The following is a 15,027-nucleotide window of genomic DNA, read 5'->3' as shown; positions in this document are numbered from 1 at the left end:
CTCTTTTATTATTGTGGTAGTGATGCTGTGTCAGGCCAGAGCCTGCTGTAAATCAGCCAGTAAATCGCCGATATCTTCGATGCCGACAGACAAACGCAGTGTGCTGTCAAAAACACCGATGGATTCGCGCTCTTCGCGGGTCATGGAGCCGTGGGACATGGTCGCGGAGTGATTCACCATGCTTTCCACACCGCCCAGCGATTCAGCGAGCACAAAATAGCGCAGTTTTTTCACAAATGCTTCGGTTTCTGCGAGGCCGCCTTTCAGCTGAATAGTGACCACAGCACCGCCGGTGCGCATCTGTTTTTTGCATAATTCGTACTGAGGGTGATCTTTCAGGCCCGGATAAAATACTTTTTCAATCTTGTCGTGACCGGACAGAAATTCCGCCACGGCCTGTGCATTGCTGCATTGTGCCGCCATCCGCAGTGCCAGGGTTTTCAGGCCGCGCAGAGCGAGATAAGCATCAAACGGAGAGGCAATCGCGCCGGTGGTGGTTTTCAGGAAATTCAGTCTTTCCGCGAGATCGTCACGGTTGGTGATCACCGCGCCGCCGATCAAGTCAGAGTGACCACCGATATATTTACTGGAGGAGACCATGATCAGATCCGCACCCATGGTCAGGGGCTTCTGGTTCCACGGTGTCGCGAAGGTGTTATCGATGCAGGTTACGATATTGTGTTCTCTGGCCAGTCCGCAGATGGCTTCAATATCAACCAGTTCCAGTAACGGATTGGTCGGGCTTTCTATCCAGATCATGCGGGTATTGTCTTTGATTTTGCTGCGTACTGCGGCTAAATCATTGAGATCAACATAATCGAACTCGTGGCCGCAGTTCTCTTTTGCCACGCGCTCAAACAGACGGAATGTCCCGCCGTACACGCCTTTCATCGCAATAATATGGGAGCCCTGCGGGAAGATATTCAGCACCAGTGCCGCAGCCGCCACACCGGAGGCGGTCGCGGTGGCGTAAGTACCTTCCTCGACATCGGCCAGCAGTGTTTCATAGGCGTGGCGGGTCGGGTTACTGACGCGGGAATAGGCATATTCGCCGTGTTCGCTCAGGCTGGTCTGCACAAACGTACTGGCGGTGGTGATCGCCGGGAAAATAGCATGGTTTACTTTATCCTGCTGCTGTCCGCCGTGGATCAGCACAGTGGCAATTTTCTTACTCATAGTTGGTGTCCTGTAAAATATGCGATGAATATTTAATGGTTATTGTAATGGCCGGATAGTGGCACAGGTAGTCAGAAAAAATTTTCTAAAAAAATTCCGCTGCCGCAGACGGCAGAGAATAAATTTCTCTGTTATAAAATAAGTGTTATATATCAGATAATTGCATGTTTTATATGAATGAGAGGTGAATCACACTATGAATAATAAGGTTATTATTTTTATTTTACGGTCAAAAAAACCGGGTTGATTTTGCCCGGTTTCTGGTGTCTGAGAGTAAAAAAGGTGTGCAGGGGGATCAGTTCCGCACCAGGTCAACAGGATAGGAATTGAACAGATAACCATCAAAATTCGGGTCATCGACATCCGACAGCTCCAGCAGGCGCTGTTTTACATTTTCCAGATGCTGCCACATGGCTTCTTTGGCCGCCGCCGGGTCTTTCTTAATCATGGCGGCGAGGATCACCTGGTGATCGGTCATCCACTCTTTGCGGTAATCTTTATTGGTGATGCGCGTATGCAGCTTCAGCCACATCGGGTTGTTTTCCCGCCATGCCCAGGATTGTTTCAGTAACTCCACCAGCATGCTGTTATGGGTCGCCTGCGCGATGGCCAGGTGAAACTCGCGGTCGCCGGTTTCATCTTCCCCGGTTTTCAGTTCGTCGCGTTCCCGCTGCAGGGCACTGCGCATATTGGCGATATCCACCGGTGTGGCCTGGGTGGCGGCAAATTCCGCGATATTGCTTTCCAGCAGCTGCCGCGCCTGTAACAGCTCAAACGGACCGGCGGCATTGAGCGAACCGTTATCCGTATAACCGTCTTTCTGATGCGGCAGGTCAGTAATATAGATACCGGATCCTTTACGGACCTCTATCAGGTTTTCCAGTTCCAGCATAATAAGTGCCTCGCGTACCACGGTACGGGACACACTGAGCATCTCAGCAATTTCGCGCTCAGGAGGAAGCTTATCACCCACAGCATAGTGCATATTGGTGATCATCTGACGCAATGCGTGGCCAACTTCCTGATAAGGACGTTTTGATTCGATAAATTGAGTCATCTGTGGTGCCATAAATAAAATGAAATCGGAGTCAGTTTACCAGATATTGGTCAACCAAAAATGATTTTGATGACTATAATATAAAATAAACCACCCAATATTGGTAATACAGGGTGGTTTATCTGAGAGGTGCAACGAAGATTATTTCACGTCGCGGATACGATCTGCCATTTTGGATAACTCAGGGTTGGACTTGGCAATATCGTCATACATCGGTTTTACCGCATCCTGGAAGGTGACTTTATCAACGGTGATAAATTCAACACCCTGCTTCTCAACTTTCGCACGTTCTTCTTTCTCTGAGGCTTCCCAGAGTTTCGCCATTGTCTGTGCGGAGTCTTTGGCTGCCTGCTTCACAATTTCCTGCTGTTCCGGTGTCAGCTTATCCAGTGATTTGGTCGACATCACCAGCACATCCGGCACCATTGTATGCTCATCCAGAGAGAAGAACTTGGTGACTTCGCTGTGACGGCTCAGTGTATAGGACGGGATATTGTTTTCTGCCGCATCCACCACGCCCTGCTGTAAGGCGGTATAGAGTTCACCGTAAGCCAGCGGGGTCGGGTTACCGCCGAGTGCTTTTACCATTGAGATAGCCGTCGGGCTCGGCTGTACGCGGATTTTCAGACCTTTCAGATCGTCCGGTGTGCGGATAGGTTTCTTGGCATAGAAGCTGCGCGCGCCCGCATCATAGTAAGTCAGACCGACAAACCCGCTGTCTTTGCTGGAGTCGAGGATCTCCTGTCCGATATCACCGTAGATAATTTTTTCGTAGTGTGGTTTGTCACGGAACAGGTAAGGCAGGTTAAAGACGGAGTAAGCCGGTGAGAAAGCTTCCAGTTCAGCAGCATTGGATTTGACGATATCCAGTGCACCGTTCTGCATTAATTCCATGGATTCACGCTGGTTGCCCAATTGCGCGTCCGGGTAGATACGGATGCGGACGTCACCGTTTGTTTTGGTTTTTACGTCATCCGCAAACTGTGTCATGGCTTTGTGAACAGCATGATCACGGTTCTGGTTATGGCTGAGTTTCAGCGTGGTGGCGGCGAAAGCCTGGGTAGCGCTGAGAGCAAATACCGCGCCGATAACAGTGCTGAGGATACGTTTGCTGTTTTTCACGTTAGGGTTCTCCGGAGGAAAATGAGCTTCTTATTATGTTGTCTCACCTTAATCACAAGTCACTAAGTGGTCAAAAGGTAAACCTTCATTGGTTGACCACAATCACAAAATAACCCCAATCTCTGGTTAACCAAATCATAATGTGATCACCGTCACTCACTGTTTTCAGCGGGATAGACTATGCTCGAACAGCAAAATTTGTATTTGGTGTGACAGTTGCCAAATTGGTTAACCAAAATAAGAACAAGGACAAGGCCAATGAAAAACCTTGTAGCGCTGATTAATAAAGGGCTTGCTGTTTTTACTATCTGTTTATCAGCATTCCTGGTGTTCTGTGTGACATGGCAGGTGTTATCCCGCTATATCCTCAGCTCCCCGAGTACCATTACTGATGAACTCGCCCGTTACCTTTTTATGTGGGTCGCCATGATTGGTGCGGCTTACACCACAGGACAACACCGGCACCTCGCGATTGATCTTCTCGTTATGAAACTGTCAGGTGCAAGAAAGCAGTTTGTCAGTTTATTTATCCAGATTGCCATTATTGCCTTTGCAGGCATTGTGCTGGTGTACGGCGGCAGCACACTGGTCTCTTCCACACTGGAAAGCGGTCAGATCACCCCGGCACTGGGCTGGCAGATGGGTTACATCTATCTCTGTTTACCAATCAGCGGCTTACTGATGATTATGTATGCACTGGTTGATATCTTTTCACTCTTTCAGCCGGGTTCAGCAAATACTGAACTGACTGACAGCCATTAATGGTGCGATGAGAGGTTAATTATGGATTGGTATGTGATTGCCGCGCTCTTCGGCACCTTTGCGTTTCTGCTGGTTCTCAGTGTTCCGGTTTCCTTCGCTATCGGCCTGTCATCGTTAGTGGCGATAGCCATGACGCTGCCGCTCGACTCCGCGATTACTGTTGTCGCCCAGCGTATGGCGGCAGGGGTGGATAACTTCTCGCTGCTGGCGATCCCGTTCTTTATTCTCGCCGGTAACATTATGAACCAGGGCGGTATCGCTGCCCGGCTGATTAATGTGGCAAAAGTGATCGGCGGTCGTCTGCCGGGCTCACTGCTGCACGTGAATATCATGGCGAACATGCTGTTTGGTGCGATTTCCGGTTCTGCAGTGGCTTCTGCGGCTGCGGTCGGCGGCACCATGTCCCCGATGCAGAAAAAAGAGGGGTATGACCCGGAACTGTCCGCTGCAGTGAATATTGCGTCCTGCCCGTCAGGCCTGCTGATCCCGCCGAGCAACACGCTGATTGTTTACTCGCTGGTTTCCGGTGGTACGTCGATTGCCGCACTGTTCCTGGCCGGGTATATTCCGGGCATCCTGATGGGGCTGTCTCTGATGATCGTTTCCGGGATTATCGCAAAAAAACGCGGTTATCCGGTTGCACCGCGCCCGACATGGAATGAGTTTTTCTCAACCGTCTGGAAAGCTGTTCCGTCACTGATGCTGATCGTGGTGATTATGGGCGGGATTATCGCCGGTATCTTTACCGCGACAGAAGCATCCGCGATTGCCGTGATCTACAGCTTTGTTCTGGCCGTGATTATTTATCGTGAAGTCAGTTTCAGCCGCCTGCCGAAAATTATTCTGGAATCGGCAGTGACAACTTCTATCGTGCTGCTCCTGATCGGTGCCTCCATGGGGATGTCATGGGCGATGGCGAACGCGGATCTGCCGTATCTGATTGCTGACGGTCTGATGGCGATTTCCGATAACGCGCTGACTATCCTGCTGGTCATTAACATCATCCTGCTGATTGTCGGTATCTTTATGGATATGACGCCGGCGGTGCTGATTTTCACCCCGATTTTCCTGCCTGTCGCCATGGATATGGGGATTGACCCGGTACACTTCGGGATCATCATGACATTCAACCTGGCTATCGGTATCTGTACCCCGCCGGTCGGCAGCGCACTGTTTGTCGGGTGTTCCGTGGGCGGCGTCAGTATTGATAAAGTCCTGAAACCACTGGTGCCGATGTATATCGCACTGATTGCGGCGCTGGCGGTGGTGACCTATTTCCCTCAGCTCAGCCTGTGGCTGCCTGAGTTAGTCCTGAACTATACACCATCGTAATACCTGTGTTGTCACTCATCTGCCCTGCCGGATGAGTGACCATTTTGGTTTACCGATTTAGTGAAATGAAAGTAACAAAAACGCACTTTTCGTTGATGTATTTTTATTTACAGTAAAAACAATAAATTAATCATAAAACAAAATGTGATATTGGTTGACCAATATTGTTTTCAGGCTTGACGTCTCTCTGTATTGATAGGAAGATGACAACGCTGTACACGTGACAGCAAGGTTTGACAGCAATACTCGCCACACCGGGGATTTAATTGGTCAACCAAATACACAGTGATGATATTCGCGGAGCATAAACGAGGTTTAGTATGAAACAAACTTGGCGTTGGTACGGACCGGCAGATCCGGTTACTTTATCTGATATTCGTCAGGCGGGCGCTACCGGTATCGTGACAGCGCTGCACCATATCCCGAACGGTGAAGTCTGGACCACAGACGAAATTCAGAAGCGCAAGGCGCTGATTGAAGCTAACCATCTGGAATGGACCGTGGTTGAGAGTGTGCCTATCCACGAAGACATCAAAACACAGACCGGTGAGTATGAAAAATGGATTGCCAACTATCAGCAATCGCTGCGTAACCTCGCCGCCTGCGGGATTTATACTGTCTGCTACAACTTCATGCCGGTTCTTGACTGGACCCGTACTGACCTGGAATATGAGCTGCCGGACGGCTCAAAAGCATTACGTTTTGATCAGATTGAATTTGCGGTGTTCGAAATTTACCTCTTACAGCGCGAAGGGGCTGAGCAGGACTACACCGCAGAAGAACTTGCGCAGGCCAAAACCCGCTTTGAAACCATGCGGGATGACGAAAAACAAAAACTGATAAACAATATTATTGCCGGTCTTCCGGGTGCGGAAGAAGGCTATACACTTGAACAATTCCGCCAGCACCTGAAACGTTACGCCGGTATCGATAAAGCGAAATTACGTGAGCACTTTGCGTATTTCCTGAATAAAATCATTCCGGTGGCTGAAGAGTGCGGCCTGAAAATGGCTGTGCATCCTGATGATCCTCCGCGTCCTATCCTCGGCCTGCCGCGCATTGTCTCCACGATTGAAGATATGCAGTGGATGGCGGATACCGTCAACAGTGATGCCAACGGTTACACCATGTGCACCGGCTCTTACGGCGTGCGTGCTGACAACGATCTGGTCAATATGATTCAGACCTTTGGTCCGCGGATTTACTTCCTGCATCTGCGTTCAACCATGCGCGAAGAAAATCCGAATACTTTCCATGAAGCGGCGCATCTGGCCGGTGATGTGGATATGTATAATGTGATCAGCGCGGTTGCCGCCGAAGAGAACCGCCGCCGTGAGAGCGGCTCTGAGTCTCTGATCCCGATGCGTCCGGATCACGGTCATCAGATGCTGGATGACCTGAAAAAGAAAACCAACCCGGGCTATTCCGCCATCGGCCGTCTGAAAGGGCTGGCTGAAATCCGTGGTCTGGAAATGGGTATTCACCGCGCATTCTATACAAAATAATATCTCATACCTTTGTACCTGCCGGGCTGCGGGATCTCTCCTGCAGCCTGCTCCCCGGGAGCCTGTAATGGAAAAGAATCTTGTCACTGCGGACATCACCGCAACGCGTCCTGACTGGACGACTGATCGTCTCACCACCCGTATTGTTCACCTCGGCTGCGGCGCGTTTCACCGCGCACATCAGGCGCTGTATACCCATCACGTATTAGAAAAAACAGACAGCGACTGGGGTTACTGCGAAGTTAACCTGATGTCGGCACAGGATGCGGCACTGATCGAAGGGCTGAAAGCCCAGTCCATGCTGTATACCGTGGCGGAGAAAGGGGTGGATAAAACAGAGCTGAAAATTATCGGTTCAATGAAGGAAGCGATGCACCCGCTGATCGACGGTATTGATGCGGTGATTGAGAAAATGGCGTCTCCGGATGTCAGTATTGTTTCCCTGACTGTGACCGAAAAAGGCTACTGCACCGATCCGGCGACCGGGCAGCTTGACCCGGAAAATGCACTGATTAAACAGGATCTGGCCACACCGGAGACCCCGCGCTCTGCTATCGGCTACATCACTGCAGCACTGAAACGCCGTCGTGAACGCGGTCTGCCGCCGTTTACTGTGCTCTCCTGTGACAACGTCCGTGAGAATGGTCATGTTGCCCGTGAAGCCGTACTCGGCCTGGCGCGGTTACAGGATCCGGCGCTGGCGGCGTGGATTGAAGCCAATGTTACTTTCCCGTGCACGATGGTTGACCGTATTGTTCCGGCGGCCACCCCGGAAACACTGGCGGAAATCGCGCAGCTTCTGGGAACAGAGGATAACTGTGCTATCGCCTGTGAGCCGTTCCGTCAGTGGGTGATTGAAGATAATTTTGTCAACGGCCGTCCTGAGTGGGATTGCGCTGGTGCGCAGTTTGTGCAGGATGTGGTGCCGTTTGAATTAATGAAGCTGCGGATGCTCAACGGCAGTCACTCCTTCCTGGCGTATCTCGGCTATCTCGGTGGTTATGCCCATATTTCCGACACCATGACCAACCCGGATTACCGCAAAGCTGCCTGTGCACTGATGCTGGATGAGCAGGCGCCGACCCTCACCATGCCGGAAGAAACCGACCTGGTCGCCTATGCGGATAACCTGATTGACCGCTTTACCAATCCGTCCCTGAAACACCAGACCTGGCAGATTGCGATGGACGGCAGCCAGAAGCTCCCGCAGCGCCTGCTGGACCCGGTTGCGCGGCATATCGCGGACGGCAGTGACTATCGTCATCTGGCACTGGGTGTGGCGGGCTGGATGCGTTATGTCAGCGGCACCGATGAGCAGGGCAATAAAATCGATGTGCGTGACCCGCTGGCAGAAACCTTCGCGGCAATCTGCGCAAAACACGGCCTGTCTGTGGCGGTGGTGGATGAGCTGCTGGCAATTGAATCCATTTTCGGTAACGACCTGCCGAAACAGCAGGGCTTTGTTGATGCGGTGAAACGCGCGTATCAGCAGTTACTTGATGTCGGTGCCCGTCAGGCCGTTGCCGCACTGTAATCCCGGAGAGTTTATGAAACAGTTTCTTTGCGAAGACTTTTTACTGCACAGCGACATTGCCCGCCGTCTTTATCATGACTACGCGGCGGACATGCCAATCTATGACTATCACTGTCACCTGAATCCGCGCGAAATCGCGGAAAACCGCCGTTTTGATAACCTCGGGCAGATCTGGCTGGAAGGGGATCACTACAAATGGCGCGGCATGCGTTCGGCGGGGATCCCGGAGCAGCTTATCACCGGGCGCGACAGCAGTGATTATGAAAAATATCAGGCGTGGGCAAAAACCGTGCCGATGACTCTCGGTAACCCGCTGTATCACTGGACTCATCTGGAACTGCGCCGCCCGTTCGGTATCACCGGCAAAGTGTTCGGGCCGGAAACGGCGCAGAGCATCTGGGATGAAGCGAATGAAAAACTGGCGCAACCTGAATTTTCCGCGCGCGGCATTATGCAGCAGATGAATGTGCATATGGTCGGCACAACAGATGACCCGGCAGATTCGCTGGAATACCACCGGCAGATTGCGCAGGATGACAGCTTTGATATTGAAGTGCGTCCGAGCTGGCGTCCGGATCGTGCTTTTAAAATTGAACTGGACGGCTTCACGGACTATATCGCGAAGCTCGGACAGAGTGCTGATGTGGATATCCGCCGTTTCAGCGACCTGCTGACCGCGCTGGAACGCCGTCTGGTACACTTTGCGCAGCATGGTTGTGTTGCCTCTGACCACGGCATTGAGATCCTGCGCTACGCACCGGTACCGGATGAATCGGTGCTGGATGCGATTCTGCAGAAACGTCTCGCCGGGGAAATCCCTGATGAAACCGCCACCGCGCAGTTCGCAACGGCGGTGCTGGTCTGGCTCGGAAAGCAGTATGCGAAACGCGGCTGGGTGATGCAGTTGCACATCGGTGCGCTGCGCAACAACAATACGCGCATGTTTAAGCTGCTCGGTGCCGACAGCGGTTTTGATTCCATCGGTGATGCGCCGGTGGCTTATCCGCTTTCACGTCTGCTTGATGAAATGGATAAAACCGATGAACTGCCGCGCACCATCCTTTACTGCCTGAATCCGCGTGATAACGAAGTGCTGGCGACCATGATCGGCAACTTCCAGGGCGGCGGTATCGCAGGTAAAGTGCAGTTCGGTTCCGGCTGGTGGTTCAACGACCAGAAAGACGGCATGCAGCGTCAGCTCGAACAGCTGTCACAACTGGGACTGTTAAGCCAGTTTGTCGGGATGCTGACAGATTCCCGCAGTTTCCTGTCCTATACTCGTCATGAATACTTCCGCCGTATTCTGTGTAATATGCTCGGTACGCTGGCGGTAAATGGTGAAATTCCGGCGGATGAGAATATGCTGGGACAGATGGTGCGTGATATCTGTTTCAATAATGCACAGCGTTATTTTTCCGCTGCAAAAGGTGAATAATGACAGTGAAACGCATTGGTCTGATCGGCGAGTGCATGATTGAACTCAACGGTGCGCCGTTCGGGGAGATGGTTCAGCGCTACGGGGGTGATGCCCTGAACAGTGCGGTTTATCTGGCCCGTGCGGCCGGAGACGCCGTTGAGGTGAATTTTATCTCTGCCATGGGAACCGACCCGCTCAGTAAAGGTATGATCAGCCGCTGGCAGGCGGAAGGGGTCAATACTGCGCATGTGCTGATCGATCCGCATCATCAGCCGGGGTTATACCTTATCCAGCTGGATGAGCAGGGCGAGCGCACGTTTCTTTACTGGCGCAATGATTCGGCGGCGCGTTATCTTATCCGCCATCCGGAATACCCGGCGCTGCTGGCACAGATGGCGCAGATGGATGCCATTTACCTCAGCGGGATCAGCCTTGCCATTCTGCCGCCGCAAGACCGGCTGCAACTGCTGGATGACCTGAAAACGCTGTCACAGCAGGGCAAGACCATTCTGTTTGACAGCAACTACCGCCCGGCACTGTGGGCGGATGAAAATGAAACCCGTGACTGTTATCAGGCAATGTATGCACTGACCGACATGGCACTGGTCACTGATGATGATGAAGCACGTCTGTGGGGCGACAGCGACCGCAACTCCACCTTTGCCCGTCTGGCAAAAGCCGGGGTGAAGCAGGCGATTATAAAAGCGGGTGCTCAGGGGTGTGACTACCGTGATCTGCGCACTGACGCACCGGCCATCACTATTGCCACCACCCCGGCGGAACAGGTGGTTGATACCACGTCAGCCGGTGATGCATTCAACGCCGGGTTCCTGGCGGGCTGGCTGACCGGCGCGGATATTGAACGCGCTGCCCGGATGGGCCACCGGCTTGCGGGTGTGGTGATTCAGCACAAAGGGGCGATTATCCCGCAGGCGGCGACCCGCCCGGTCACTGATACTTTACTGAATAACACGTTTTAACGGGAAAAGAGGAGAACGAGATGTCCGAATTACAGGCAATGATTACCCGTTTCCGGCAGCTGAAAATTGTGCCGGTGATCGCCGTGGATAACGCGGAAGATATTATCCCGTTAGGCAATGCGCTGGCGGATAACGGTCTGCCGGTGGCGGAAATCACTTTCCGTACTGAATGTGCGGCGGAAGCGATCAAACTGCTGCGCGAAGCCCGCCCGGATATGCTGGTGGGCGCGGGAACCGTGATTAACCGCGAGCAGGTGCGTCAGGCGAAAGCCGCCGGGGCACAGTTTGTCGTCTCTCCCGGTCTGAACCCGAACACCGTGCAGGCGTGTCAGCAGATTGATATCCCGATTGTGCCGGGGATTAACAACCCCAGCGCGGTTGAGCAGGCACTGGAGCTGGGCATCGATTTTGTGAAATTCTTCCCGGCAGAGCCGTCAGGCGGTATTCCGATGATCAAAGCCATGCTGGCGCCGTATCATCAGTTACAGGTGATGCCGACCGGTGGTATCGGGCTGAACAATATCCGCGACTATCTGGCTATCCCGCAGATTGTGGCCTGCGGCGGCTCGTGGATGGTTCCGGCTTCGCTTATCAAAGCAAAAGACTGGGCAGCCATCGGCAAACTGGCGCGTGAAGCCAGTGAGTTTGTGAAATAAGGATTTTTTACCGTTCCGGCAGCAGATCCCCTCTCTGCTGCCGTATTATCTGTTTTCTCCCGCCTGTAACATTCCGAATCATCAATTATCCTGTTGTTTTTACAGAGATTCCGGAACTATGACCGTTCGCAAAGATATTTTTTAATCAGTTGTATATGCTGGTGAATCATACTGCTTTTCAGACGGGCCTTCTGTGTTGCATAAATATTATCCCTTCAGTCTGCGTGACAAACTCATATTGATGGCCATTCTGCTGGTCACCGTGCCGACACTTATCATCGGTTATTTTGTGGAAACAGAGGGGCGTTCCGCGTTGTTGCAGGAGAAACGGAACAAACTCTATTCCGTTGCCGGTCTGCTGGAACAGGCACTGAATGATGAATATGACCTTGCCGCATCCCTGCCGCGTGACCAGCGCCTGGCGCTGATCAGCGAAAAACTGTATCCGGCGGCGGAAATTATCACTTCCACCTTCCCCGGGGTCGGCGCCGGGTATTACCACCGTAAACTCGACGGTATTGTGACCTATTCTCCGCGTGCCCGTTACGGCAACAAAACCGGTACCCGAATCAGTGAGGATCACCCCGGCCGTCATGTGATGGCAACGGGAGAGCCGGAGGTCGGCTGGGGAAGCCAGGTGCGCGGTAATATTATGAACGCCATGATTCCTGTCAGGCGTAACGGCGAGGTGATCGGCTATATCTGGGCGAACGAACTGACGGATGATATTGACCGCCAGGCGCTGGCGATGGATGTCAAAATTATCGCGGTCATTGCACTCGGGATCCTGTTCAGTCTGCTGATTATTATCGTCTTTTCCCGTCATTTCAGCCGGGATATCGGCGCGATTAAAAGCGGCCTCAGTGATCTCTCCCGTGATCTCAATACCCATCTGCCGATGATGAAAGGGGAAATGGGGGAGATCAGCGACAGCGTCAACGCCCTGGCACAGACACTGCGGGAGATGAAAACCCTCAACGAACTGATTATTGAAAGTGCGGCGGACGGCGTGATCGCGGTGGATATCAACGGCTGTGTCACCATGATTAACCCGGCGGCGGAAGAAATAACCGGCTATCTGGAGCGGGATCTGCACGGCAAATATTACGGTGACGTTTTTGAGGGGCGCAGTTTCTCCAGCCCGGTTCTCGATACCCTGAAGCGCGGTATTGAGCACGTCAGTCTGGAAATTGCCTATCCCGCCCGTGACCGCACCATTCAGATAAACGTCAGCACCAGCCGCATCCGTAATGCGGGCGGGGAGCTTATCGGCGCGCTGGTGATATTTAAAGATCTTACTGCGCAGAAAGAGGTTCAGCGCCGTATGCAGCAGGCGGAAAAACTCGCGACACTCGGCGAGCTGATGGCGGGAGTGGCCCATGAGGTGCGTAACCCGCTGACGGCGATCAGCGGTTTCGTGCAGATCCTCAAAGAACTGGAAAATCACCCGGATAAACTGGAATATATCAGTATTATTCTCAAGGAAGTGGATTCCATTGACCGGATCATCCGCCAGCTGCTTGATTTCTCCCGGCCGCAGACCGGCACATTCCGCCCGATCAGCGTCAACCGGCTGATTGAGGAAGCCCTGGTGCTGGTCAAAACCAAAGGGGTGGAGGCACGGGTCACCTTTACCTGGGAGCCGGATGACACACTGCCGCTGATTGAGGCCAACAGCGAACTGCTGCGTCAGGTGCTGCTCAATATCATGATAAACGCGGTGCAGTCGATTCCGGCCAGAGGCAATCTCTTTATCTCCACCTGTTACATGGAAGAGCAGCGGGTCATGGTGGTGATCCGCGATGACGGCACCGGAATTCCGGCGGCGCTGCAGAAGAAAATTTTTGACCCGTTCTTTACCACCAAAGCCTCGGGAACCGGGCTGGGACTGGCTATCAGCCAGCGGATCATTGCCGGTCACGGCGGTGATATTTTCCTTGAAAGTCAGGAACATCATGGAACGACGTTCACCATAACGTTGCCGATAACGCAGGGTAAGAAAAATGATTACACATAAATCGTACCGGCTTCTGATAGTTGATGATGAAAAGAATCTCTGCCGGATGTTACAGACCGCCTTTTCTATTGATGGTCATGAAACCCGGGTGGCGGAGGACGGCGAGGCGGCGCTGATAAGCTTTGTGCAGGATAAACCGGATGTGGTGCTGATGGATATCCGCATGCCGAAACTGGACGGTATTGAGGCCCTCAAACGGATGCGGGAGCTGAACCCGGAAGTGCCGGTCATTCTGATGACCGCCTATGCCGCTGTGGAAACGGCAGTGGACGCGCTGCGTCTCGGGGCGTTTGATTATGTGATAAAGCCCTTTGACCTGACGGAGCTGAAACTGCTTATCTCCCGTGCATTACAGTTGCAGGAGATGAAACAGGAAATCAATCTGCTGCACCGCGAACTGAGCGACAGCTACCAGTGGGGACGGGTGCTGACCCGTAACCCGAAAATGATGGAAATCTGCCGCGATATCGCCAAAGTCTCGCGCAGTCAGGCGACAGTGCTTATCACCGGGGAAAGCGGCACCGGGAAGGAAGTGGTGGCGCGGGCAATCCATTACAACAGCGAAAGGGCCAACGGCCCCTTTATTAAAGTGAACTGCGGGGCGCTGCCCGGCTCGCTGCTGGAAAGTGAGCTGTTCGGCCATGAAAAGGGCGCATTTACCGGGGCACAGGTACAGCGTCAGGGATTATTTGAACGCGCCAGCGGCGGAACATTGCTGCTTGATGAAGTCGGTGAAATGCCGGCGGATTTACAGGTGAAACTGCTGCGGGTGGTGCAGGAGAAAGAATTCGAACGGGTCGGCGGCAGTAAAACCATCCGTGTGGATATCCGCATTATTGCCGCGACCAACCGCGATATGCATGAACGGGTGCGGGAAGGGCATTTCCGCCAGGATCTGTTTTACCGTCTCAATGTTATTCATCTGAACCTGCCGCCGCTGCGTGAGCGGCCGGAGGATGTGGGTTTGCTGGCCTCCCATTTTCTGCAGAAATTCAGTCAGGAAAATAACCGCGATATTGTCGAGCTGGCACCGGAAACCCTGGCATTGCTGATGAACTACCAGTGGCCGGGCAATGTACGGGAGATTTCCAACGTGATTGAACGGGCAGTGATTATGAGCACCGGTTATGTGATTTTCCCCGAAGATCTGCCGGAGCAGTTACTGGCACAGGTCCGCAGCCAGCCGGTGGCACTGATTCCGGTCACGCAGGAGCCGGGCCTGAACCTGAAAGAGAATATTAAAGCTTACGAGAAAGAGCTGATTATTTCCGCCCTGGCGGAATTTCAGAATAACAAAACCCATACCGCATCTGCGCTGGGGATCAGCCGCCGGGCATTAATGTATAAATTGCAGGAATACGATATTGAATAATTAATAATAATTTTATAAAAATAATTTTAAAAAGCACGGTGAAAATAAATTCACCGTGCTTTTTTTGTTGTGAATAAATTTTCACACTGTGCATTTT

Annotated in this window: 12 protein-coding genes; 9 read left to right on the top strand and 3 right to left on the bottom strand. The window is 52.6% G+C overall.

Annotated features, from left to right (window positions below):
- Positions 1-30: 30 nt before the first annotated feature.
- The 3 genes from GN208_RS10585 to GN208_RS10575 all read right to left on the bottom strand — a co-directional run bounded on the left by GN208_RS10585 (position 31) and on the right by GN208_RS10575 (position 3,355).
- A complete protein-coding gene (locus tag GN208_RS10585; RefSeq protein ID WP_004237924.1) occupies positions 31-1,176 on the bottom strand; it encodes an aminotransferase class V-fold PLP-dependent enzyme in 1,146 nt (381 codons plus the stop codon).
- A gap of 295 nt (positions 1,177-1,471) precedes the next feature.
- A complete protein-coding gene (locus GN208_RS10580; protein WP_004237925.1) occupies positions 1,472-2,245 on the bottom strand; it encodes an FCD domain-containing protein in 774 nt (257 codons plus the stop codon).
- A gap of 129 nt (positions 2,246-2,374) precedes the next feature.
- Positions 2,375-3,355 (bottom strand): TRAP transporter substrate-binding protein, encoded by a 981-nt coding sequence (locus tag GN208_RS10575; protein ID WP_015422348.1) that lies wholly within the window; start codon positions 3,353-3,355, stop codon positions 2,375-2,377.
- Positions 3,356-3,613: 258 nt separating this feature from the next.
- Here GN208_RS10575 and GN208_RS10570 point away from each other — a divergent pair, with 258 nt between their 5' ends.
- The 9 genes from GN208_RS10570 (at position 3,614) to atoC (ending at position 14,930) form a co-directional block, all read left to right on the top strand.
- Complete coding sequence (locus GN208_RS10570) at positions 3,614-4,117, top strand: TRAP transporter small permease (RefSeq protein WP_004237927.1); 504 nt, start codon at positions 3,614-3,616, stop codon at positions 4,115-4,117.
- A 21-nt stretch (positions 4,118-4,138) separates the two neighbouring features.
- Positions 4,139-5,449, top strand: a complete 1,311-nt coding sequence (locus tag GN208_RS10565) for a TRAP transporter large permease (protein WP_004237928.1) — start codon at positions 4,139-4,141, stop codon at positions 5,447-5,449.
- Between the two features lie 320 nt (positions 5,450-5,769).
- Complete coding sequence (gene uxuA, locus GN208_RS10560; protein ID WP_004237929.1) at positions 5,770-6,954, top strand: mannonate dehydratase; 1,185 nt, start codon at positions 5,770-5,772, stop codon at positions 6,952-6,954.
- Between the two features lie 67 nt (positions 6,955-7,021).
- Positions 7,022-8,488 carry a fructuronate reductase gene (locus GN208_RS10555; RefSeq protein ID WP_004237930.1) on the top strand — a complete coding sequence of 489 codons (1,467 nt, stop codon included), beginning with the start codon at positions 7,022-7,024 and terminating at the stop codon, positions 8,486-8,488.
- Positions 8,489-8,501: 13 nt separating this feature from the next.
- A complete protein-coding gene (gene uxaC / locus GN208_RS10550) occupies positions 8,502-9,923 on the top strand; it encodes a glucuronate isomerase (RefSeq protein ID WP_004237931.1) in 1,422 nt (473 codons plus the stop codon).
- Positions 9,923-10,885 (top strand): sugar kinase, encoded by a 963-nt coding sequence (locus tag GN208_RS10545; RefSeq protein ID WP_004237932.1) that lies wholly within the window; start codon positions 9,923-9,925, stop codon positions 10,883-10,885. The genes uxaC and GN208_RS10545 overlap by 1 nt, the downstream gene beginning before the upstream one ends.
- A 20-nt stretch (positions 10,886-10,905) precedes the next feature.
- Positions 10,906-11,541, top strand: a complete 636-nt coding sequence (locus tag GN208_RS10540) for a bifunctional 4-hydroxy-2-oxoglutarate aldolase/2-dehydro-3-deoxy-phosphogluconate aldolase (RefSeq protein WP_004237933.1) — start codon at positions 10,906-10,908, stop codon at positions 11,539-11,541.
- A gap of 196 nt (positions 11,542-11,737) precedes the next feature.
- Positions 11,738-13,558, top strand: coding sequence for a two-component system sensor histidine kinase AtoS (gene atoS, locus GN208_RS10535; protein WP_071823282.1), 1,821 nt, complete (start codon positions 11,738-11,740; stop codon positions 13,556-13,558).
- Positions 13,545-14,930, top strand: coding sequence for an acetoacetate metabolism transcriptional regulator AtoC (gene atoC / locus GN208_RS10530; RefSeq protein ID WP_004237935.1), 1,386 nt, complete (start codon positions 13,545-13,547; stop codon positions 14,928-14,930). Before atoS ends, atoC begins: the two co-directional genes overlap by 14 nt.
- The last annotated feature ends 97 nt before the right edge of the window (positions 14,931-15,027 follow it).

It is taken from the genome of Morganella sp. HSTU-ASny43 (genome assembly GCF_022819185.1).
GTDB classification, from domain to species: domain Bacteria; phylum Pseudomonadota; class Gammaproteobacteria; order Enterobacterales; family Enterobacteriaceae; genus Morganella; species Morganella morganii.
This window is presented reverse-complemented; position numbering and strand designations above follow the sequence as displayed.

What these genes read in the sequence shown, in the direction of transcription:
- GN208_RS10585 (WP_004237924.1), bottom strand. Translation starts at nt 1,176, where the DNA reads ATGAGTAAGAAAATTGCCACTGTGCTGATCCACGGCGGACAGCAGCAG.
- GN208_RS10580 (WP_004237925.1), bottom strand. Translation starts at nt 2,245, where the DNA reads ATGGCACCACAGATGACTCAATTTATCGAATCAAAACGTCCTTATCAG.
- GN208_RS10570 (WP_004237927.1), top strand. Translation starts at nt 3,614, where the DNA reads ATGAAAAACCTTGTAGCGCTGATTAATAAAGGGCTTGCTGTTTTTACT.
- GN208_RS10565 (WP_004237928.1), top strand. Translation starts at nt 4,139, where the DNA reads ATGGATTGGTATGTGATTGCCGCGCTCTTCGGCACCTTTGCGTTTCTG.
- uxuA (WP_004237929.1), top strand. Translation starts at nt 5,770, where the DNA reads ATGAAACAAACTTGGCGTTGGTACGGACCGGCAGATCCGGTTACTTTA.
- GN208_RS10555 (WP_004237930.1), top strand. Translation starts at nt 7,022, where the DNA reads ATGGAAAAGAATCTTGTCACTGCGGACATCACCGCAACGCGTCCTGAC.
- uxaC (WP_004237931.1), top strand. Translation starts at nt 8,502, where the DNA reads ATGAAACAGTTTCTTTGCGAAGACTTTTTACTGCACAGCGACATTGCC.
- GN208_RS10545 (WP_004237932.1), top strand. Translation starts at nt 9,923, where the DNA reads ATGACAGTGAAACGCATTGGTCTGATCGGCGAGTGCATGATTGAACTC.
- GN208_RS10540 (WP_004237933.1), top strand. Translation starts at nt 10,906, where the DNA reads ATGTCCGAATTACAGGCAATGATTACCCGTTTCCGGCAGCTGAAAATT.
- atoC (WP_004237935.1), top strand. Translation starts at nt 13,545, where the DNA reads ATGATTACACATAAATCGTACCGGCTTCTGATAGTTGATGATGAAAAG.